We start from the raw sequence: 19,893 nt of genomic DNA, 5'->3' as shown, positions 1-19,893 counted from the left end.
TATCGCAACGAATACGTCAAGTCAGTATTTTTCGCGAGGTCGGTACCGACACTTTGCGTCCTGCAGCGCTATTCTCGTATCGAGCCCGAGCTCAACGAGCGGAGGTCATCGCCCGGCGGAAAGCTTCCAGCGTTTCGGCGCTGACATGGTGCTCGATGCCCTCGGCGTCGATGCGCGCCGTCTCGGCGCTGACGCCGAGAGAGCGCAGGAAGGCCTCGACCGTCTGGTGCCGAATGCGGCTTTCCTCGGCGACCTTGCGGCCGGCCTCGGTCAGGAACACACCCCGATAGGGCTTTCGCGACACCAGCCCGTCGGCGCACAGCCTGGTCAGCATCTTTGCCACCGTCGGCTGCGCGACGCCGAGCCTTGCCGCGATATCCACCTGCCGCGCTTCATTGCCGTCCTCGATCAGGTCGGCGATCAGCTCGACATAGTCCTCGACCAGCGCGCTACGGCGCGCCTCGCGCGTCTGCCGGAAACCCTCCGAATGGATTTCGGCATCGGGAAGCGGCTCTTCGCGTCGAACCGGTTTATTCCTCAGCGCCAATCCGCGCTCCTCCTTGAATCGGGGACCGCATCCATAACACGAACCCCTGATGGTCCGGCCGTTTATTTGCATTCCTGCTCATGCGCAACCGGCGTTTGCGGCAGCCCGCCGCCAGCCTTGTCTCGGCTCATCACGAAAGCATGATCAATGAAATATAGCATATTGCATAATGTTGAGCCATGGCGTAGATAAGAGGCACGTTCGACAATTCCAGCGGAAATCCCATGTCTGATGCCGATGCAGCAACCGTAGCCCGACCCGCATGGCGATTCGACAGGCCCGACGACGAGCAGCCGAGCCTGCGCGAGGTGAACGCCTCGATCGCGGTGCCGCGGACCGGCGTCTGGTTCCGCCGCCTGTTCGCCTTCATGGGGCCGGGCTACATGGTCTCGGTCGGCTATATGGACCCAGGCAACTGGGCGACCGACCTCGCCGGCGGCGCCCAGTTCGGCTACACGCTGCTTTTCATCATCATGCTGTCGAACCTGATGGCGATCCTGCTGCAGGCGCTTGCCGCGCGTCTCGGCATCGCCACCGGCCGCGACCTCGCCCAGGCCTGCCGCGCCTATTATCCGCGCCCGGTCAATCTGGTGCTCTGGATCGCCTGCGAGCTGGCCATCATCGCCTGCGACCTCGCCGAGGTGATCGGCACGGCGATCGCGCTGCAGCTTCTGTTCGGCATCCCGCTGATCGGCGGCGCCATCCTCACCGCGCTCGACGCTTTCCTTGTGCTGCTGCTGATGAACAAGGGCTTCCGCTATCTCGAGGCCTTCGTCGTCGCGCTGCTGATCATCATCTTCGGCTGCTTTGCCATCCAGATCTTCGTCGCCGCGCCGCCGGCCGGCACGATCCTGCATTCGATGTTCGTGCCCTCGCCCGAGATCGTCACCAATCCGGCGATGCTCTACATCGCCATCGGCATCATCGGCGCGACAGTCATGCCGCATAATCTCTATCTGCATTCCTCGATCGTGCAGACCCGCGCCTATGAGCGCACCGATGCCGGCAAGCGCGACGCCATCAAATGGGCGACGACGGATTCGACCATCGCGCTGATCCTGGCGCTGTTCGTCAACGCGTCGATCCTGATCGTCGCGGCGGTCGCCTTCCACGATACCGGCCATCACCACGTCGCCGAGATCGGCCAGGCCTTCGAGCTGCTCTCGCCGCTGCTCGGCCTGGGCATCGCTTCGATCCTGTTCGCCGTCGCGCTGCTTGCCTCCGGCCTCAACTCGACCGTCACCGCGACGCTCGCCGGCCAGATCGTGATGGAAGGCTTCCTGCGCCTGCGCATCCCGCAATGGGCGCGGCGCCTGGTGACGCGCGGCATTGCCATTATCCCCGTGGTGGCCGTCACGGCACTCTATGGCGAGAAGGGAACCGGCCAGCTGCTCGTCTTCAGCCAGGTGATCCTGTCGATGCAGCTGCCCTTCGCGGTGGTGCCGCTGGTGCAGTTCGTGTCGGACAAGAAGAAGATGGGCAATTTCGCCATCCCGCGCGGCGTTGCGGCGTTGGCCTGGGTGGTTGCCGCCGTCATCCTCGTTCTCAACTTCAAGCTCCTCTACGACACGGTCGCCGGCTGACCGCGACATTCGCGCCGGCCGCGCTATCTTCGCGCCATGGCCAAACCGGACGAAGCCCGCAGATTCTACGCCAGGCTGATGGCTGCGCACGCACGGTCGGCCGATCCACGCATCGAGGAGGTGTTCGCTGCGGTGCCGCGCGAGGCCTTCCTAGGTCCGGGGCCATGGACCGTCTTTGCCGGCGAAGGCCGGTTCCAGACGCCAAGCGCCGATCCTGGTTATATCTACCAGAATGTGCTCGTCGTGCTCGATGCCGACAAGGGCATCAACAATGGCGAGCCGATGCTGCACGCGATGTGGCTCGGCAAGGTCGAGCCGAAGCCGGGCGAGCACGTCACCCATATCGGCGCCGGCACAGGCTATTACACGGCGCTGCTGGCGAGGCTGGTCGAGCCGGGCGGCGGCGTCACTGCCTTCGAGATCGAGGCCGGCCTTGCCGCGCGCGCCAAGGCGAACCTCGCCCGGTACCGCAACATCGAGGTGATCCATGGCGACGCCGTCGCCAACCCTTTGCCGCCCTCCGACATCGTCTATGTCAATGCCGGCGTCGTCGCGCCGCCCACCGCATGGCTGAAAGCGCTGAAACCCGGCGGCCGCATGGTCTTTCCCTGGCGCCCCTCCGAAACCGTCGGTCTCGCGGTGGTCGTAATGCGCCTGGAAAACGGCTTTGCCTGCCGGCCCTTCATGGGCTCCTGGTTCATCCCTTGTGTCGGCGCCTCCGTTGCCGGGCCGGGCGCGAAAATACCGACACGTGAGCGCGCCGCGCGCACGCGCTCGATCTGGCTGAGGGAAGACAAGGCGCCGGACCGGACGGCAACCGCCGTCTCCGGCGATGTCTGGTTCTCGTCACGCGCCATTCGCGTCGACGACACGCGCTAGAAATTCGCGGGGCTGTGTCGGAGAGCAGCCCTGCCGTTCGTCCTTGGAGCAATTCCAGGAAAAGTGCGAAGCGGTTTTCCGTCAGGAATTGCGTCGAATGCTTTAGGCAGAAATCCGGCCGCGACGGCGCGGATCGTGAAAGGGAGAAGACAGATGCGCAAGATCATCGCCGCCACATTCGTTAGCCTCGACGGCGTCATGCAGGCGCCGGGCGGGCCGGAAGAGGATCCGGTCGGCGGCTTCAAATTCGGCGGCTGGACCTTCCATTATTTTGACGAGGTGGCAGGCGCGGCCATGGAGGAGATGTTCTCCAAGCCGTTCGACCTGCTGCTCGGCCGCAGAACCTACGATATCTTCGCCGCGTACTGGCCGTATCAGAACGATCCGATCGCGGCTGTCTTCAACCCTGCGGTCAAATATGTGGCGACGCACCGGCCGGATACGCTGACCTGGCAGAACACGCAGTCGCTCGGACCGGATGTCGTTGCAAGGCTCAAGGAGCTCAAGCAGGAAGACGGACCCGACCTGCTCATCCAGGGATCGGGCAATCTGATCCAGACCCTGCTCGCCAACGGGCTGATCGACGAGATCAGGCTGATGACCTTCCCGCTGCTGCTGGGCAAGGGCAAGCGGCTGTTCGGCGACAACGCGATGCCGGCGGCGTTCAAGCTGGTCAAATCGCAGGCTTCCACCACCGGCGTCATCATGGCGACCTATGAGCGCGGAGGCGAAATCCGTACGGGCTCGTTTGCCCAGCAGGAGCCTTCGGAAGCCGAGCTCGAACGGCGCAAGAACTGGAAGTAGAATTTGGGTTGTCGCCAAGCTGGAACACCCCTCATCCGACCGAGCTTCGCTCGGCCACCTTCTCCCACAAGGGGAGAAGGCGGAGCCTGGCGCATGCAGCTCAGCCAATCTCCGACATCGACGATAGGCAGCGCCATCAGCGCGATCTTGCCTTCTCCCCCTTGTGTCCCCTTGTGGGAGAAGGTGGATCGGCGCGCAGCGCCGAGACGGATGCTCCAGCGGAGTGAGACTTTCAAGCCGCCTCGCGCCGCCTAACCAGGCCTTTGCGAATATGTGCCGCAAACTCTCGCGCCGCCGGTTGGGTGGCATGTTTCGGCAGATGCAGGTTGACGGAAAAATTCGGCAGCGCCGGAAGAGCGGCATCGGACAAGATGTCGAGATCGGCCGGCACCGTAGAGGCAAGCCACGCGGTCACCGCGAGGTCCGAGCGCACTATCGCGGTCGTGGCATCGATGTTGCCGTTCTCGAACACCGTGCGCCAGTCGAGCCCCTGCTCGCCGAGCGCTGACAGCACCGCCGGCCGGAAGGCGCAGGTGTCGGCGACGATCGAAACCGGCAGCGGCCGCTTCAGGCGTGCCGTCCCGCCTCTGGCGCCGACCCAGACCAGCCGGTCGACGAGCAGGCATTCGCCCAGGGTCGGGCCGACACGCTCCTCGATGACGGCAAGGTCGATGGTGCCCGCCGCCAGGGCCGCCGCGAGTTCCGGCGAGGACGCGCAGATCAGCGAGATCTCCACCTGCGGATAGGCTTCCGCATAGGCCTTCAGCACGGGCGCGAGCAGCGTGCCGACGAGATCGTAAGGCACGCCGATCCGCACCTGCCCGGCAACCGCCCTTCCCCTGATCTCGGCAAGGATCTCGTCATTGAGCTGCAGCAGGCGGCGGGCTTTGTCGAGCAGCCGCTCGCCGGGTCGCGTGAGCCTCAGGCCGCGGCGGTCGCGCTCGAACAGGCTCTCACCGAACACCTCCTCCAGCCGCTTGACCTGCTGGCTGACGGCGCCTTGCGTCAGGTGAAGCGCATTGGCGGCCGCCGTCATGCTGGCCTTGTCGGCGGTGGTGACGAAGGTGCGGATGAGGGTCGTGTCGAGATCGCGGATCATTGGCTGGCATTATAATCGCTAATGCGAACCATATCAAACATTGCATTTACTGATGCCATCAAGCGCCTAAGCATGCCAACTCCTCGATTGGGAAGCCCGCATGTCCAACACCATCATCCCGCTGGTCCTTTTCGCGCTGATCTCGACCTCGACGCCCGGCATCGCCACGACATTGTCGACCGCGTCAGGCGCACAATTCGGCTTTCGCCGGTCGGTGCCGCTGATGGCCGGCAGCGCCGCGGGGCTGGCTACGGTGGCCGCCGCGGGCGCGGCAGGCCTGGCTGGACTTCTAGCCGCCGTGCCATCCCTGCAGCTTGCCATGAAGATCGCCGGCTCGCTCTATCTGATCTGGCTGGCGATCAAGATCGGCCGCAGCGGCCCGCCCAACCTCGACATCAGCATGGCCAGGCCGAACAGCTTTTTCGGCGGCGCCGGCATCCAGTGGATGAATCCGAAGGGCTGGGCGATGGGGCTCGGCGCCGCCGCATCCTTCGCGGCACTGGCGGATGGTCCGTTGCAGCTTGCGCTGTTGCTGGGCGCCGTGTTCGGGCTGACCGCGGCCTTCTCGCTGTCGCTGTGGTGCGTGGCGGGAACCCTGCTTGCCCGCCTGCTCAAGACGGAGCGCCAGTGGCGCGCGCTCAACATTGTGCTCGGCCTGTTGCTGGCCGCCTCGATCCTGCAGATGTGGCGACCGGTATAAACGCTGGTTCCTCGCCCCCGCGAAGGTGGCTACGCTCCTGCACATCTTCTGTGACTGGCGTGACTGATCGATCTGAGGCTTGATTGCCAGGTGGTTCCCCCAATCCGTCGCTGCTTCGCAGCGCCACCTTTCCTCCTCCGGAGGGAACGGAAGTGAGCGTTGCTGGACAAGCGTTGACGGCAAAAAGCTTGGCGCCTTTCCTCTACCCCGTCGATCGGGGGAGAGGTGGCTCGGCGAAGCCGAGACGGAGTGGGGGTCGACCTGCGCTACACAAGACAAAGCATGCGGCCGCCGACTTGTCGGAAAACAGACTTTGCCGAGGAAACGATCTCTGGCGCCAGGCCGCCAGTCAGTCTCCATGGGCAGCTTTATTCCGCCGGCATCGCCACGGGGCGGGCCAACATCCGGCCGGCAAGCACGACACCCAGCCCGACGATCGGGAACACCGCCGCGATCAGGCCGAGATCGGCCGGCGCGCCGAAGCGCAGCACCGCGGCGCCGACCACCGCGCCCAGGGCGACGCCCAGATAGAGCGCCGAAGCATTGAGCGACAGCACGATGGGCGCGGCATCCGGCGCGATCTCTATGATGCGGCTCGCCTGCGCCGGCGGGAAGGCCCAGCCGACAATGCCCCACGGCACCATCATACCCATCAGCGCCGGCCCGGCGATCGACTGCGGCAGGAAGGTCGGGATCAGCGAGAAGGTGGCGAGCATCGCGGCGGAGAGCGCCAGCGACCAGGCGACGGTTCGGGTGGCGCCGAAGCGGTCGGCGGCCTGCCCGCCGGCGATGTTGCCGATGACGGCGCCGACGCCGAAGGCGAGCAGCATGCCCGGCAGCGCGATCGCAGAGAGCCCGCCGCCTTCGATGGCCAAGGGCGCGATGAAGGCAAAGACGGTGAAGGCTCCAATCAGCGCCAGCACCGTGGTCAGCAGGATCGGCATCACGCCAGGCCGCACTGCCGCCGCCAGCCGCGCCCTCAGCGGCAGCTTGGTGCCGATGATGCTGCGGGGCAACCGGTACCAGAGGATCGCACCGGCCAGCGCGCCGAGCCCGGCAATGGCAAAGAAAGTGCCGCGCCAGCCGGCAATGGCCGCGATCAGCGCGCCGAGCGGCGCGCCGACGGCAACCGCCACAGTGGTGCCGCCGACGACGACGGCGATGGCGCGTGCCCGGTGGTGGTCGTCGACCAGAGCCACCGCCGTGCCTTGCGCGGTCGCCGCGAACAGGCCGGACGACAGTGCCATCACGATGCGGGCGATCAAAAGCACCTCGAAGGACGAACTGAGCGCGGCAGCAACATTACCAAGGACGAAGAACACCAGCGTCCACAAGATGACGCGCCGCCGGTCCCATTCGCCGGTCAGCGTCGCCAGCACCGGCGCGCCGAACGCATAGGCGAGCGCGAAGGCGGTGATCAGCGAGCCTGCGAGCGGCACGGAGATGCCGGCGTCAGTGGCGATATCCGGAAGAAGGCTGGAGATGACGAAGCCTTCGGTCGAGATCGCAAAGGATCCGAGCGCAAGCCAGAAGATCCGCTTGTCCATGGGGAACTGTCCTTAGTTCAAAAGTTATTGAACAATTGGACATAACAGGGCATGATGTCAACCGAGCCGGGAGAAAATAGCTGAACCCTGCTGACAGCCCTGTGTCAGGACGGGCCGAAAGGGAAGAGGCTAATGTCTGTCGGCAGAAAAGGAAGCCGCGTTGAAGTTCGTGCCGTTTATGCTTAATTCTGGGCCATGAGCCTGCCCCATCCAACCGCCGACCAGATCAGCCTGCCGATCGTGCTCGCCGTGCTCGGCGACCCGACCCGGCTTGCCATTGTCCGCTATCTGGCGCGCAAGGAAGGCGTGCCGATGAACTGCAGCAAGTTCCTCGACCTCGCCTCCAAGACCAATCTCAGCTACCACCTCGCCAAGCTGCGCGAGGCGGGCGTCACCCGCAGCGAGGCGGCAGGCACCAGCCGACTTATAACGCTGCGCCGCGACGACCTCGACAAGCGCTTTCCCGGCCTGCTCGACAGCGTGATCGCCGCGGCTGACGGCGACAAGGATCTGCCGGCGGTCGGCACGTCCGAGATCGAGGTTTCGGCCTGAACGATCTGCGCGTGCCCTTGGCCTCACAATTCCGCTAAAATTCAGCATGACATCCCGCGGTCTCGCCGACTATAACCCATCGCCTTGCGGTCGGAGCTCCCTTTGGCCCTGGGCGCGACTCGGAAAAATGCAGCCAAAGATGAAGCGCAATACTACGCTCCGACTGACGCTGAAGGCACTCTTCGCCGTTCCCTCGCTGCTTGCGGCCCTCCCGGCCATGGCCCAGGATGCGCCGGGACCGATCGTTTCGATTATCGGCGGCCTGGCACCGGACGATCTCCTCAACATCCGCGTCACCGCTTCGCCGAGTGGAAAAGTGGCGGCGCGGCTGCCCAACGGCACGGCCGTCAAGAATCTCGGCTGCAACGTCGTCAACGGCTATCCTTGGTGCAAGGTCGAGGATACGCAGGACGCGCATATCGTCGGCTGGGCGCCGGCACGCTATCTCAGCCCCAACAACCCTGCGCCGGCGCCTGAAGATGCCGCAGCGCCCGCGGCCGCGGCGCTCCAACCTTCCGAGGAGCCGCAGCCCGATATAGCAGCGCGCCTGGGCGGCGGCGAGCCGGCCGAGCCGCCATCTGCGGCCGAGATCGGCAGGACCGCCATGCAGGACGCCTATGGCCTCGCCTTCGCGGCCTCGGCCAGCGCCGGGTCCGACACCCCGGACGCCGGCATCCCCTGCGCCCGCCATGTCGGCCAGCCGATGACCCGCTGCGAAATCAGTGTCGCGCATGAGGGCGGCGACAGCGTCGTGACCGTGACCTGGCCGGACGGCGGCACCCGCCTCATCAATTTCCACGACGGCAAGCCCGCCGGCTCCGACTCCCCCGACGAATTCCGCTTCACCCGCGAAGGCAGCCTCAACATGATCCGCATCGGCGCTTCCGAGCGCTTCGAGATCACGGATCAGGTGGCAGTAGGGGAGTAGGGGAGTAGGGGAGTAGGGAAATAGGGAAGTGGTTGCAATTGGAGAAGACGTTTCGGAATGACCCCTACTGCCTACTCCCCTACTCCCCTACTCCCCTACTCCCCTCATTTTCGGGGTTACATCCGCCAAAACTCTTCCCTATAAGGCCCTCCTAGCCTGATACCAGAATCGCAAGCACAACCGGCCGGGTCCTTCCCGCCCGGTTTTTCGTGCAAGCTGCTCGCCGAACGGAACCCGCAGACATGCCAAGACGCACCGACATCAAGTCGATCCTGATCATCGGGGCCGGCCCCATCGTCATCGGCCAGGCTTGCGAGTTCGACTATTCCGGCACCCAGGCTTGCAAGGCGCTGAAGGAAGAGGGCTTCCGCGTCATCCTGGTCAACTCCAATCCGGCCACCATCATGACCGACCCGGAGCTGGCCGACGCCACTTATATCGAGCCGATCACGCCGGAAGTGGTGGCCAAGATCATCGCCAAGGAGCGGCCGGACGCGCTGCTGCCGACCATGGGCGGCCAGACCGCGCTCAACACCGCGCTGTCGCTGCGCCGCATGGGCGTGCTCGAGCGCTATCAGGTAGAGATGATCGGCGCCGACGCGGCCGCCATCGACAAGGCCGAGGATCGCGCGCTATTCCGCGAGGCGATGAGCAAAATCGGGCTGGAGACGCCGAAGTCGATGCTGGCCAACGCCACCGACGTCAAGAACGCTGACCGCAAGACGCATGAGGCCGAACGCGCCGCGCTGAAGGCCGAACATCCCGAAAACCTCGACGCCGCCCTCGATGCGTTGGAAACCCGCTGGAATCTCGGCGAAGGCGACCGCAAGCAGCGCTATATCAGCCACGCCATGGCGATCGCCGCCCAGGCGCTCGACCATGTCGGCCTGCCGGCCATCATCCGCCCCTCCTTCACCATGGGCGGCACCGGCGGCGGCATCGCCTACAACCGCGCCGAGTTCTACGACATCGTCCAGTCCGGCCTCGACGCCTCGCCCACCACCGAGGTGCTGATCGAGGAGAGCGTGCTCGGCTGGAAGGAGTACGAGATGGAGGTCGTCCGCGACAAGGCGGACAATTGCATCATCATCTGCTCGATCGAGAACCTCGATCCGATGGGCGTGCACACCGGCGACAGCATCACCGTCGCGCCGGCGCTGACGCTGACCGACAAGGAATACCAGATGATGCGCAACGCTTCGATCGCGGTGCTGCGCGAGATCGGCGTCGAGACCGGCGGCTCCAACGTGCAGTTCGCCGTCAACCCGGCCGACGGCCGGCTGGTGGTCATCGAGATGAACCCGCGCGTCTCGCGCTCGTCGGCGCTTGCCTCGAAGGCAACCGGCTTCCCGATCGCCAAGGTCGCGGCCAAGCTTGCCGTCGGCTACACGCTGGACGAGCTGGAGAACGATATCACCGGCGGCGCGACGCCGGCCTCGTTCGAGCCGACCATCGATTACGTGGTGACGAAGATCCCGCGCTTTGCGTTTGAAAAATTCCCCGGCGCCGAGCCGGTGCTAACCACTGCCATGAAGTCGGTCGGCGAAGTGATGGCCATCGGCCGCACTTTTCAGGAATCGCTGCAGAAGGCTTTGCGCGGACTGGAAACTGGTCTGACCGGATTGGACGAGATCGAGATTCCGGGCATTGGCCACGGGGGCACCGCCGCAAGCCATGTCGACGACCGCAACGCGATCCGCGCCGCGCTCGGCACGCCGACGCCGGACCGGCTGCGCATGGTGGCGCAGGCGATCCGCATGGGCACCTCGCTGGAAGACGTGCACGCCATGTGCAAGATCGACCCGTGGTTCCTCGAGCAGATCGCCGCCATCATCGCCATGGAGGAACGCATCCGCGAGCACGGCCTGCCACAGGATGCCGTCAATCTGCGCATGCTGAAGGCGATGGGTTTTTCCGACGCCCGCCTCGCCTCGCTGACGAAGACCGACGCGGAAGCGATTCAGAAGGCAAGGCAAAAGCTCGACGTTCATCCGGTCTACAAGCGCATCGACACCTGCGCGGCCGAGTTCGCCTCGCCGACCGCCTATATGTACTCGACCTATGAAGTGCCCTTCGTCGGCGAGCCCGCCAATGAGGCGCGCGTGTCGTCGCGCAAGAAGGTCGTCATCCTTGGCGGCGGCCCGAACCGTATCGGCCAGGGCATCGAGTTCGACTATTGCTGCTGCCATGCCGCCTTCGCGCTGCGCGATGCCGGCTATGAAGCGATCATGATCAACTGCAACCCGGAGACGGTCTCGACAGACTACGACACCTCCGACCGGCTCTATTTCGATCCGCTGACGGCGGAGGACGTGCTGGAGATCCTGCGCGCCGAGCAGGCGTCCGGCGAGCTGGTCGGCGTCATCGTCCAGTTCGGCGGCCAGACGCCGCTGAAGCTGGCCGACGCGCTGGAGAAGGCCGGCATCCCGATCCTCGGCACCTCGCCCGACATGATTGACCTTGCGGAGGACCGCGACCGCTTCCAGAAGCTCTTGCACAAGCTGAACCTCAGCCAGCCGAAGAACGGCATCGCCTATTCGGTCGAGCAGGCGCGCCTCGTCGCCGGCGAGCTCGGCTTCCCGCTGGTGGTGCGCCCGTCCTATGTGCTCGGCGGCCGCGCTATGCAGATCATCCATGACGAAGGCATGCTGCAGACCTACCTGCTCGACACCGTGCCCGGCCTGGTGCCGGAGGACATCAAGCAGAAATACCCCAACGACAAGACCGGCCAGATCAACACGCTGCTCGGCAAGAACCCGCTGCTGTTCGACACCTATCTCTCAGGCGCCATCGAAGTCGATGTCGATTGCCTGTGCGACGGCAAGGATACTTTCGTCTCCGGCATCCTGGAGCATATCGAGGAAGCCGGTATCCACTCAGGCGATAGCGCCTGCTCGCTGCCGGTGCACTCGCTGCCCTCCGACCTCGTCGACGAGTTGGAGCGGCAGACGGCGGCCTTGGCGCGCGCGCTCAATGTCGGCGGCCTGATGAACGTGCAGTATGCGATCAAGGACGGCACTGTCTATGTGCTGGAGGTCAACCCCCGCGCTTCGCGCACCGTGCCCTTCGTCGCCAAGACCATCGGGCGCCCGATCGCGAAAATCGCCGCGCGCATCATGGCCGGCGAGACGCTGGAAAACGCCTTCGCCCATTACGGCGCCATGCCCGATCCTAGGCGGCCCGGCCACATCGCGGTCAAGGAAGCCGTCTTCCCCTTCGCCCGTTTCCCCGGCGTCGATATCCTGCTCGGCCCGGAAATGCGCTCGACCGGCGAGGTCATGGGCCTCGACCGCGACTTTGCGCTGGCCTTCGCCAAGAGCCAGCTTGGAGCTGGTGTCGACCTGCCACGCTCCGGCACGCTGTTCGTCTCGGTGCGCGACGAGGACAAGAAGGGCATCCTGCCGGCCGTGAAACGCCTCGCCGGCCAGGGTTTTAAGGTGCTCGCCACCTCCGGCACTGCCCGCTTCCTCGCAGAGAACGGAGTGACCGCCGAAAAGATCAACAAGGTGCTCGAAGGCCGCCCCCACATCGAGGACGCCATCCGCAACCGCCAGGTCCAGATCGTCTTCAACACGACGGACGGCCAGAAGGCCGTGTCGGACTCGAAATCGCTGCGCCGCGCCACGCTGATGCAGAAGGTGCCGTATTACACGACGCTGTCGGGAGCTGCCGCCGTGGCCGAGGCGATTGCGGCGCTAAGGGCGGGGAATTTGGAGGTGAGACCGCTGCAGGAGTATTTTGGGTGAGGGTTCGCTCTGCCCTCTCGTATCTATCCATCTCGTATCTATTTCGGAGCGAGAGCATCGGGCTATAGGTGGGGTATTCTACGAGATTTGACCGCCTTCAGACCGCGCAAGCGAACGACGCTTGATCTGCCGCGAACCATCAGCGATTCCCGCCAACGAGCTGTGCCAAACTCATCCGTAACTCACACCATTCCAGCGTGGCCTTGTTGACGCCTTGTGTAAAGGCAGTCACGATAGCCGGGATTTTACTCTTCAGAGGGCAAAGCAATGAAACCTGTTTCGGAGATCACATTCGGCTTCTCTGACGCAGAGAATTATCGTCGGCGAGAAAACCGAGAGCTATTTAATAAGATATTCCTCCGTACTGACGCTCTTCGAGACCTAGACGATCCAAGCATATTTTTTCTAGTTGGCGAGAAAGGCACCGGAAAGACTGCGTACGCAGTATATAGATCAAATTTCCCAAATGAAAAGCAATTTTCAAGTCATAAATTTATTAGAGAGACGGATTACAATAAATTTATATCTTTGAAGAAAGAGAAAAATATTAGCCTATCTGAGTATACAGATATATGGAAGGTAATTATCCTCTTGATATTTGCAAAGGAGATAATGACATCGTCAGGAACAGCAGAGTATTTTTTAAGATATCCTAAATTTAAAGCTTTGAACGACGCGATAAACGACTATTATAACAACGCATTTGCACCAGAAATAATAACGGCTCTTCAGTTAATCGAGAATTCTACATCGGCTGTGGAAGTTTTTGCCAAGTATTCACAGTTTGGAGCAACCTTTAAAGGCGGGGACGGTGTGGAAGTCAAATCAGAAACGAGGAAATTCCAAACAAATCTGCTGTATATACAGGGCAAACTTCAAGATGCGCTGTCTTCAATTAAGTTAAGCAAAAGTGTTTCGCTTTTTATCGACGGAATAGATATAAGGCCGGCGTCTATTCCGTTCAACGAGTACCTTGACTGCGTCAAAGGATTAGCGAACGCGGCATGGAGCCTAAACAATGATTTCTTTCCGAGAATAAGAGATTCAAAGGGAAGAATGAAGTGCGTGCTGCTTCTTAGGCCTGATATATTTAACTCTCTCGGATTACAAAATAGGAACACGAAATTGAAAGATAACTCGGTTGTTCTTAGTTGGATCACTGATTATGGAAAGTATCGCAGTAGCGAGTTATTTCTTATGGCTGATAGAATGTTCAGCGTACAGCAGGACAAAATTGAACCACCTGGAGACGCCTGGGATCATTACTTTCCATTTGAAGCAACGAACCTGACAGAAGAGCACAGCAGACCAAGTTCATTTGTGATATTTTTGAGATATTCGTACCACAGGCCTCGCGACATTTTAACTATGTTAGATATACTAAATGACCACTACAAGTCACCGACCGACAAGGATAGGGTTTTCCTTTATAGCGACTTGTTTACTAGGCGGTTTAAAGAAGATTATGGCCAATACCTTCTTGGCGAAATCAAGGATAGCTTGTCATTTTACTATGATGAATCAGAGTTCGAACTATTTCTGAAATTTTTTGAATATTTAAACGGGAAAAGCAGGTTTGACTACGAGTATTATGAGGGGGCGTTTTCAGAGTTCTATAAATATATTCTGGCAGAAGTTCATAATGCGCCGGGATTTATGAAGTCAGCAGAGGAATTTCTGCAATTCCTCTACGATCAGAACATACTTAGCTTCATAGAAGAGGCAGAGGATGAAAAATTTATTAGGTGGTGCTTTCGAGAGCGCACTCCTTCGAATATATCGCCGAAAGTGAAGACTGGCATGCAATACGAAATACACTACGGCCTCGCCAATACATTAAATACGGGAAAGCCAATATCTAGGCCGAAGCAAAAAATACCCGTTAAACAGGAGACAGAGGGTTTCCTTGGCGTAGTTGACATGATTGATAAGGGTAGAAAATTTGGTTTTATTCGCCAGGATGGAATGCCCATCGACATACATTTTAAGTTTTCCGACTGCCACGATCCTTCATCATTAGACAAGGGCGCGCTGGTTAGATACTCTCTGAAGAAGAGTGAGAAAGGTGGGCTATCTGCCTACAAAGTAGTCATTTCGAAATAGGTGCGCGCTCTACGTGCCGAAAGTCATTTCCGACCTTCGGTGATATACCCAAGATGCGCAGACTCCTCACCCCACCGCCACGCACTCGATCTCAATATCGAACTCCATCGGCCATGATGCCACCGGCACGAAACTCCGTGCCGGTGGGTTGGTCGAAAAATACTTCGCATAGACCCGGTTGATGGCGTTGTAGAAGCCGGAATTGACGGCGTAGATGCGCACCATCACCACATTGTCCAGCGAGGTGCCGGCCGCTTCCAGGCAATGTTTCAGCGCCTTGAGCGACGCCTCGGTCTGGGTCTCGATGTCGCCGCGCACCATCTCGCCGGCGGCGTCGCCGAGATGAACACGAAGCCGTCGGCCCGCACCGCCGTCGAGCACGGCAGCCCGAGCGAGCGCACCTTGGCTGACATCACGGGTACTTCGATGGCTTCCTTGTCCATGGCGGCGCTCCCTTTGTTTTGGCGGGGAGCTTATCGCGGCAGCGGGGGAACGCCAGCCTTCCCTTCCCCCCCTTGTGGGGGAAGGTGGATCGGCGCGTAGCGCCGAGACGGATGAGGGGTGTTCCAGCGAAGTGAGGCGTCGGCATTCCCTGGAACACCCCTCATCCGGCCGCTTCGCGGCCACCTTCTCCCACAAGGGGAGAAGGCAAGGGCGGCCCTCACTGATGCGCGACGGCCAGTTCCTTCACGTGCTTCTCGTGCATCTTCAGCACCGGCAGCGTCTTCTTGGCGAATTCCTTCATCGCCGGGTCGTCGCCGGAATTGGCATAGGTGGAAAACAGCGCCACCGCATCCTTATGCGCGTCGGCCTGCATCTTGATGTATTTGGCGTCGAACTCCTTACCGGTGGCGGCCTTCAAGTCGTCGATCAGCTGCTGCTCCTTAGGCTGCAGCGCCGGGCCGGCGGGCTTGATCGATGCCGTAGTCTGGCCCTGGCTCAACGCTGTCTTGAAATCCTCGCCGGCCTTGCCGTGATCCTTGATCATCTGCGCGGCGAAAGCCTTGACGTCGGCCGACGCGGACTTCTCTTGCGCCAGCTTGCTCGACTCGATCTCGAACATGTTGGCATTCGGCACCGTCGTGACGAAGGTCTGGGTGTCGACCTTGTTCTCGGTCACCATCGGTCCCACGGCGTCTGAATTGTCCGACTGGGCGAACGCGGCGGGCGCGCCGGCAAGAAGCGCGACGGCGACCAGGGGCAGCAGCGTTTTCATCTCGATCTCCGATCCGAAACAGCCCCTCCGCCTTCCCCAACGCGGCACCGGCCCCAGGGTTGCCTAAGAGGTTGCCTCGAAAAGAAGCGCGTGGGCTGAGCGCCCGCATCGCCATCAGTGGCAGTGCGCGCCGGCGGCGTGCCCGGCATATTGCAGCTGCTCGTGCCAGTTCGGCCGGCCTTCGGGCGTGAAATCCATCAGGTTCCACAGGATCTCGCAGGTGCCGATGGCGCGCGGGTCCTGTCCTGGCTCGGTCGGCGCGAAGCCGAGCTCCGACGACCAGAAATGGCGGATGCCGTCACCATCGCGGTGGAACACCGAAAGCAGCGGTATCTGCGCGCCCTCGGCGGTTTCGGAGTTGTAGTCGCGCTTGAAAGCGTTGCCGGCCGACGAGATGAGCCGCATGTTTCGCCAGCCGCGGTCGCGGCCGAGCGCTACCAGATTGTCGAGCGCGGTCTTCGCCACCACGGCAAAGTTGAAGCCCGCCGCTTCGAGATGGCCGATCGCGCCGTCGAACTGGTCGAGCAGCGCCGTGCAGGACGGGCATGGCTGGTCCTGCCGGGCAAGCTTCGCCGTCTCGCCGCTCGCTGCCACCTCGCGCGTCTCCTGCGGATGACGCGGGAACATCATCTGATAGAGAATCAGCGTATCCTTGCCCGGCGCGAACAGGTCCGACAGCTTGACTTTCGCCGGCCTGCCTTCGCCGTCCAGGGCGTCGAACACATAGTCCTGCGGCACCAAACCACCCGGCGGCAAAGCGCGCCTTGCCTCCGCCACCGCTTCCATGGCGCGGCGCAGCTCGATTTCCTTGCGCAGCAATTTTTCGCGCGCGGTGCGATATTTGGCGGATTCATTGGGAAAGGTGATCATGATCGTCTCCTGGCGCCGGCGTCCCGGCGCGGGTTGCTCTACGATCCAAGGACGGCTCGCCGCGACCTGATCCGACATTTCGGCACACGCTTTCCGGTCACTTTTTCGCGTCGCATCTAGCCTTTGACGCCGCCAGCCGTGAGACCCGACACGATCCTGCGCTGGAAGACGAGCACCAGCGCCACCAGCGGCACGGTGACGATCACCGAGGCGGCCATGATGTTGCCCCACGGAATCTCGAACTGTGAATTGCCGGAGAGCAGCGCGATCGCCACCGGCACGGTGCGCTGCGTGTTGGTGGAGGTGAAGGTGAGCGCGAAGAGGAACTCGTTCCAGGCGCTGATGAAGGCAAGCAGCCCGGTGGTCGCGAGCGCCGGCCACATCAGCGGCAGGAAGATGCGCGTGAGGATGGTCCACGGCCCGGCGCCATCGAGGATCGCCGCCTCCTCGATCTCGACCGGCAGGTCGCGCACGAAAGTGGTGAGCACCCAGACCGTGAACGGCAGGGTGAAGATCATGTAGGACAGGATGAGCGCCAAGAGCGAATTGTAGAGATGCAGCGCCCGGATGATCTCGAACAGCCCGGCGAGTGCCGCGACCTGCGGAAACATCGACACCGACAGGATGGCCAGCATCAGCGCCGGGCGCCCGCGGAAGCGGATGCGCGCCAGCGCATAGGCCGCGGTGACGCCAAGCAGCAGCGAGATCGCGACGACCGCGCCGGAGACAATCAGCGAATTGACGAGATTGCGCAGGAAGGGACCTTCGGTCAGCACGTTGCGGTAATTGCCAAGGCTGAACGATCGCGGCCACAGGCCTGCCTGGAACAGCTCTGTTCCCGATTTCAGGCTGGTGACGATGGCGTAGTAGAACGGAAACACCGCGACGAAAACGATCGCCAGGAGCAGCAGGTAGAAGCCGGCGCGCTTCAGCATTTTCATGTCAGCGCCCTCCGTCGAAACTCAGCCGGCCGATGCGGATATAGGCGATGGTGAGAAGGCCGATGATCAGGAAAAGCAGCGTCGAGGCGGCGGAGCCATAGGCGAACTTGTCGAATTCGAACAGGTTCTCGCGCGCGAAGATCGACATTGACTTGGTCTGCACATTGTTGGGCGTCAGCACGTAGATCAGGTCGAAGATGCGCAGCGCATCGAGCGCACGAAAGATCACCGCCACCATCACCGCGGGGCGGATCAGCGGCAAGGTCACCCGCCAGAAGATCTGCCAGGGGTTCGCGCCGTCGAGCTTCGCCACTTCGAGGATCTCGCGCGGCAGCATCTGCAGGGCCGCCAGGATCAGCAGCGCCATGAACGGCGTCGTCTTCCAGATGTCGACGATCAGCACGGCGATCATCGCGGTATCGGCATTGGCGGTCCAGGCGATCTTGGTGTCGATCAGGCCGAGATTGAGAAGCGCGACATTGATGATGCCGAACTGGTCGTTGAGCATCCACTGCCACATCTTGGCCGAGACGATGGTCGGGATCGCCCAGGGAATGAGGATCGCGGCCCGCACGATGCCGCGTCCCGGGAATTCGGTGTTGAGCGCAAGCGCCACGATCATGCCCAGCACCGTCTCGCAGGCCACCGACACCACGGCGAAGCGCACCGTGTTCCACACCGCGCGCCACCAGACCGGATCGACGAGCAACCCGTCATAGAGCAGGCGGCCGCTCGGCAGGCGCAGCACCGAGAAATAGTTGTCGAAGCCCACCCATTGCCTTGCGTCGAGGTCGGCCAGCGAAGCATCGGTGAAACCGTAATAGACCGTGCGCAGGAACGGCCAGCCGGCAACGGCAGCAAGCACGACAAGCATCGGCGCGAGAAACAGCCAGGCCGTGCGCACGCGTCGGCGCATCAGCGGCGATCGCCTTGCCGCGCTCACCAGCCCTTGCCTTTCAGCCTGGTCAGCCTCGCGCCGAGATCGGCCAGGTTGTCGGCGGCGGCGCCTTGGCCGGAGATCGTGTCGTGCACGGCAGTCCAGAACTGGCTGGATGCCTCGTTGTACTTGATTCTGGCGGTCGCCGAGGGCCGCGGCTGCGCGTTGAGAAAAATCTCTTTCCAGCGCGGCACGATCGGCTGCTGCCGGGCGATGTCGGGGTCGTCATAGAGGGCCGGGATGGTCGGCAGGTTGGACGTTCTCAGCGTCCGGTATTTCTGCATCTCCCGCGACGCGATGAACTTGACCAGTTCGATCGCCTCGTCTGGATGTTTCGAATATCTGGAGACGGCAAGATTCCAGCCGCCCAGCGTGGCGGCGGGATGCCCGCCTTCGCCGGCCGGCAGCGGCGCCACGTCGAACTTGCCCTTGATCGGCGAATTCTCGCTGTTGCCGAGCGCATAGGCGTATGGCCAGTTGCGCATGAAGACGGCATTGCCGGTCTGCCAGACGCCGCGCGTTTCTTCCTCCTGGTAGGCGAGCACGCCCGGCGGCGCGATCGTGCCGATCCAGCCCTTGACCATGTCGAGCGCCGCGGCCGCCTTTGGATTGTCGATGGAGATTTCACCGTCCGGCTCGATGATCCGACCGCCGCCATTCGACATCACCCATTCGAGCGCGTTGCAGGTCAGCCCCTCATAGGCGTTGCCCTGGAAGACGAAGCCCCAAATGTCCTTGTTGCCGGCCGCCCGCTCCCTGTTCATCACAAGCTTGGCGATATCGGCCAGCTCCTTCCAGGTGGCCGGCACCTTGGCGCCGTATTTGTCGAGCAGATCCTTGCGGTAGTAGAGCGCCGGCGCGTCGGTGAAGATCGGCAGCGCGACCAGCCTGCCGTTGACCGTCTGCGATTGAATGATCGACGGGAAATGCTCGCCCACCACATCCCTGGTCGCCTCGGTCAGGTCGACCAGCTGGCTGGCAAGCTGCGGCGCCCAGATCACGTCGGTCTGGTAGACGTCGATATCGCTGCTGCCGGCGGCGAGCCAGAGCCGGTATTGGCCGAACTGGTCGGTGGTCGAAGGCGGGATGACGACGATATCAACCTTGTTGCCGCTCTTCTTCTCGTAACGATCGAGTATCTCGCGCAACACCTTGATGCCGTTGCCCGTATCGCCCGACACGATCGACAGTTCCACGGCTCGCGCCTGAACCGCGCCGAGCAGGATGCCGGCGGCCAGGAATGCTGAAGCGAGTTTCACAGGATTGCGGACCTCCCTGCGCGACCGGCGACGCATAGATCGCGGCTCATCAAGGCCCCTGCGTTGAATGCGCGACGCCGCTTAGGGTTCCCGCGCTTGTGCGTGCCGACCGGGCCGGCGGGTCGGTGAAGCCGATCTCGGTTGGCTCGACCGCGTCGGCGGCCGGTTCCGTCCGCCTCGCT

16 protein-coding genes and 1 pseudogene are annotated in these 19,893 nt (G+C 62.4%); 8 read left to right on the top strand and 9 right to left on the bottom strand.

Translation table 11 applies throughout. The annotated features are described in order from the left end of the window. Nucleotides 1-91: 91 nt before the first annotated feature. On the bottom strand, nucleotides 92-547 hold the full coding sequence (gene mntR / locus FJW05_RS07725; RefSeq protein ID WP_140541448.1) for a manganese-binding transcriptional regulator MntR: 456 nt from the start codon (nucleotides 545-547) through the stop codon (nucleotides 92-94). Between the two features lie 224 nt (nucleotides 548-771). Between mntR and FJW05_RS07720 the strand changes: the two genes are divergently transcribed. From FJW05_RS07720 to FJW05_RS07710, 3 genes are all read left to right on the top strand, one after another. Next, a complete protein-coding gene (locus tag FJW05_RS07720; protein WP_140629980.1) occupies nucleotides 772-2,130 on the top strand; it encodes an Nramp family divalent metal transporter in 1,359 nt (452 codons plus the stop codon). Between the two features lie 36 nt (nucleotides 2,131-2,166). Further along, nucleotides 2,167-3,009: a protein-L-isoaspartate O-methyltransferase gene (locus FJW05_RS07715; RefSeq protein ID WP_140629978.1), complete on the top strand. Its 843-nt coding sequence runs from the start codon at nucleotides 2,167-2,169 to the stop codon at nucleotides 3,007-3,009. A gap of 153 nt (nucleotides 3,010-3,162) precedes the next feature. Then, nucleotides 3,163-3,813, top strand: coding sequence for a dihydrofolate reductase family protein (locus FJW05_RS07710; protein WP_140629975.1), 651 nt, complete (start codon nucleotides 3,163-3,165; stop codon nucleotides 3,811-3,813). Nucleotides 3,814-4,045: 232 nt separating this feature from the next. Here FJW05_RS07710 and FJW05_RS07705 read toward each other — a convergent pair whose 3' ends face one another. Continuing rightward, nucleotides 4,046-4,912, bottom strand: a complete 867-nt coding sequence (locus FJW05_RS07705; RefSeq protein ID WP_140629920.1) for a LysR substrate-binding domain-containing protein — start codon at nucleotides 4,910-4,912, stop codon at nucleotides 4,046-4,048. 100 nt (nucleotides 4,913-5,012) lie between these two features. On the opposite strand from FJW05_RS07705, the gene FJW05_RS07700 reads away from it, so the two are divergent. Further along, on the top strand, nucleotides 5,013-5,612 hold the full coding sequence (locus tag FJW05_RS07700) for a LysE family translocator (protein ID WP_140629918.1): 600 nt from the start codon (nucleotides 5,013-5,015) through the stop codon (nucleotides 5,610-5,612). A 368-nt stretch (nucleotides 5,613-5,980) separates the two neighbouring features. Here FJW05_RS07700 and FJW05_RS07695 read toward each other — a convergent pair whose 3' ends face one another. Then, nucleotides 5,981-7,159 carry an MFS transporter gene (locus tag FJW05_RS07695; RefSeq protein ID WP_140629915.1) on the bottom strand — a complete coding sequence of 393 codons (1,179 nt, stop codon included), beginning with the start codon at nucleotides 7,157-7,159 and terminating at the stop codon, nucleotides 5,981-5,983. Between the two features lie 195 nt (nucleotides 7,160-7,354). On the opposite strand from FJW05_RS07695, the gene FJW05_RS07690 reads away from it, so the two are divergent. The 4 genes from FJW05_RS07690 to FJW05_RS07675 all read left to right on the top strand — a co-directional run bounded on the left by FJW05_RS07690 (nucleotide 7,355) and on the right by FJW05_RS07675 (nucleotide 14,488). Then, nucleotides 7,355-7,711 carry a helix-turn-helix transcriptional regulator gene (locus FJW05_RS07690; RefSeq protein ID WP_140541455.1) on the top strand — a complete coding sequence of 119 codons (357 nt, stop codon included), beginning with the start codon at nucleotides 7,355-7,357 and terminating at the stop codon, nucleotides 7,709-7,711. Nucleotides 7,712-7,850: 139 nt separating this feature from the next. Then, the gene (locus tag FJW05_RS07685) at nucleotides 7,851-8,639 is read left to right on the top strand and encodes an SH3 domain-containing protein (protein WP_140629912.1); all 789 of its coding nucleotides are present in this window, start codon (nucleotides 7,851-7,853) and stop codon (nucleotides 8,637-8,639) included. 242 nt (nucleotides 8,640-8,881) lie between these two features. After that, nucleotides 8,882-12,385 carry a carbamoyl-phosphate synthase large subunit gene (gene carB, locus FJW05_RS07680; protein ID WP_140629909.1) on the top strand — a complete coding sequence of 1,168 codons (3,504 nt, stop codon included), beginning with the start codon at nucleotides 8,882-8,884 and terminating at the stop codon, nucleotides 12,383-12,385. A gap of 267 nt (nucleotides 12,386-12,652) precedes the next feature. Beyond that, on the top strand, nucleotides 12,653-14,488 hold the full coding sequence (locus FJW05_RS07675) for a cold shock domain-containing protein (protein ID WP_140629907.1): 1,836 nt from the start codon (nucleotides 12,653-12,655) through the stop codon (nucleotides 14,486-14,488). A 66-nt stretch (nucleotides 14,489-14,554) separates the two neighbouring features. Here FJW05_RS07675 and FJW05_RS07670 read toward each other — a convergent pair. From FJW05_RS07670 to FJW05_RS07645, 6 genes and pseudogenes are all read right to left on the bottom strand, one after another. Continuing rightward, nucleotides 14,555-14,931: pseudogene (locus FJW05_RS07670) on the bottom strand (RidA family protein). A gap of 218 nt (nucleotides 14,932-15,149) precedes the next feature. Then, nucleotides 15,150-15,704 carry a DUF4142 domain-containing protein gene (locus FJW05_RS07665; protein ID WP_140629902.1) on the bottom strand — a complete coding sequence of 185 codons (555 nt, stop codon included), beginning with the start codon at nucleotides 15,702-15,704 and terminating at the stop codon, nucleotides 15,150-15,152. 114 nt (nucleotides 15,705-15,818) lie between these two features. Continuing rightward, the gene (locus FJW05_RS07660) at nucleotides 15,819-16,574 is read right to left on the bottom strand and encodes a DUF899 family protein (RefSeq protein WP_140629899.1); all 756 of its coding nucleotides are present in this window, start codon (nucleotides 16,572-16,574) and stop codon (nucleotides 15,819-15,821) included. A 116-nt stretch (nucleotides 16,575-16,690) separates the two neighbouring features. Continuing rightward, a complete protein-coding gene (locus tag FJW05_RS07655; RefSeq protein WP_140629896.1) occupies nucleotides 16,691-17,515 on the bottom strand; it encodes a carbohydrate ABC transporter permease in 825 nt (274 codons plus the stop codon). Nucleotide 17,516: 1 nt separating this feature from the next. After that, nucleotides 17,517-18,431, bottom strand: coding sequence for a sugar ABC transporter permease (locus FJW05_RS07650; RefSeq protein WP_140629894.1), 915 nt, complete (start codon nucleotides 18,429-18,431; stop codon nucleotides 17,517-17,519). A 23-nt stretch (nucleotides 18,432-18,454) separates the two neighbouring features. Continuing rightward, on the bottom strand, nucleotides 18,455-19,711 hold the full coding sequence (locus tag FJW05_RS07645) for an ABC transporter substrate-binding protein (RefSeq protein WP_246673259.1): 1,257 nt from the start codon (nucleotides 19,709-19,711) through the stop codon (nucleotides 18,455-18,457). Nucleotides 19,712-19,893 lie beyond the last annotated feature (182 nt).

The sequence above is a fragment of the Mesorhizobium sp. B2-9-1 genome, from assembly GCF_006439455.1.
GTDB lineage: Bacteria > Pseudomonadota > Alphaproteobacteria > Rhizobiales > Rhizobiaceae > Mesorhizobium.
The sequence above is the reverse complement of the archived record's forward strand: the minus strand, read 5'-3'. Positions and strand labels throughout refer to the sequence as shown.

Coding starts and splice junctions, on each gene's coding strand:
- FJW05_RS07685 (WP_140629912.1), top strand. CDS start 7,851: ATGAAGCGCAATACTACGCTCCGACTGACGCTGAAGGCACTCTTCGCC.
- FJW05_RS07650 (WP_140629894.1), bottom strand. CDS start 18,431: ATGCGCCGACGCGTGCGCACGGCCTGGCTGTTTCTCGCGCCGATGCTT.
- FJW05_RS07705 (WP_140629920.1), bottom strand. CDS start 4,912: ATGATCCGCGATCTCGACACGACCCTCATCCGCACCTTCGTCACCACC.
- FJW05_RS07660 (WP_140629899.1), bottom strand. CDS start 16,574: ATGATCACCTTTCCCAATGAATCCGCCAAATATCGCACCGCGCGCGAA.
- FJW05_RS07665 (WP_140629902.1), bottom strand. CDS start 15,704: ATGAAAACGCTGCTGCCCCTGGTCGCCGTCGCGCTTCTTGCCGGCGCG.
- FJW05_RS07715 (WP_140629978.1), top strand. CDS start 2,167: ATGGCCAAACCGGACGAAGCCCGCAGATTCTACGCCAGGCTGATGGCT.
- carB (WP_140629909.1), top strand. CDS start 8,882: ATGCCAAGACGCACCGACATCAAGTCGATCCTGATCATCGGGGCCGGC.
- FJW05_RS07695 (WP_140629915.1), bottom strand. CDS start 7,159: ATGGACAAGCGGATCTTCTGGCTTGCGCTCGGATCCTTTGCGATCTCG.
- FJW05_RS07700 (WP_140629918.1), top strand. CDS start 5,013: ATGTCCAACACCATCATCCCGCTGGTCCTTTTCGCGCTGATCTCGACC.
- FJW05_RS07710 (WP_140629975.1), top strand. CDS start 3,163: ATGCGCAAGATCATCGCCGCCACATTCGTTAGCCTCGACGGCGTCATG.
- FJW05_RS07690 (WP_140541455.1), top strand. CDS start 7,355: ATGAGCCTGCCCCATCCAACCGCCGACCAGATCAGCCTGCCGATCGTG.
- FJW05_RS07675 (WP_140629907.1), top strand. CDS start 12,653: ATGAAACCTGTTTCGGAGATCACATTCGGCTTCTCTGACGCAGAGAAT.
- FJW05_RS07655 (WP_140629896.1), bottom strand. CDS start 17,515: ATGAAAATGCTGAAGCGCGCCGGCTTCTACCTGCTGCTCCTGGCGATC.
- FJW05_RS07720 (WP_140629980.1), top strand. CDS start 772: ATGTCTGATGCCGATGCAGCAACCGTAGCCCGACCCGCATGGCGATTC.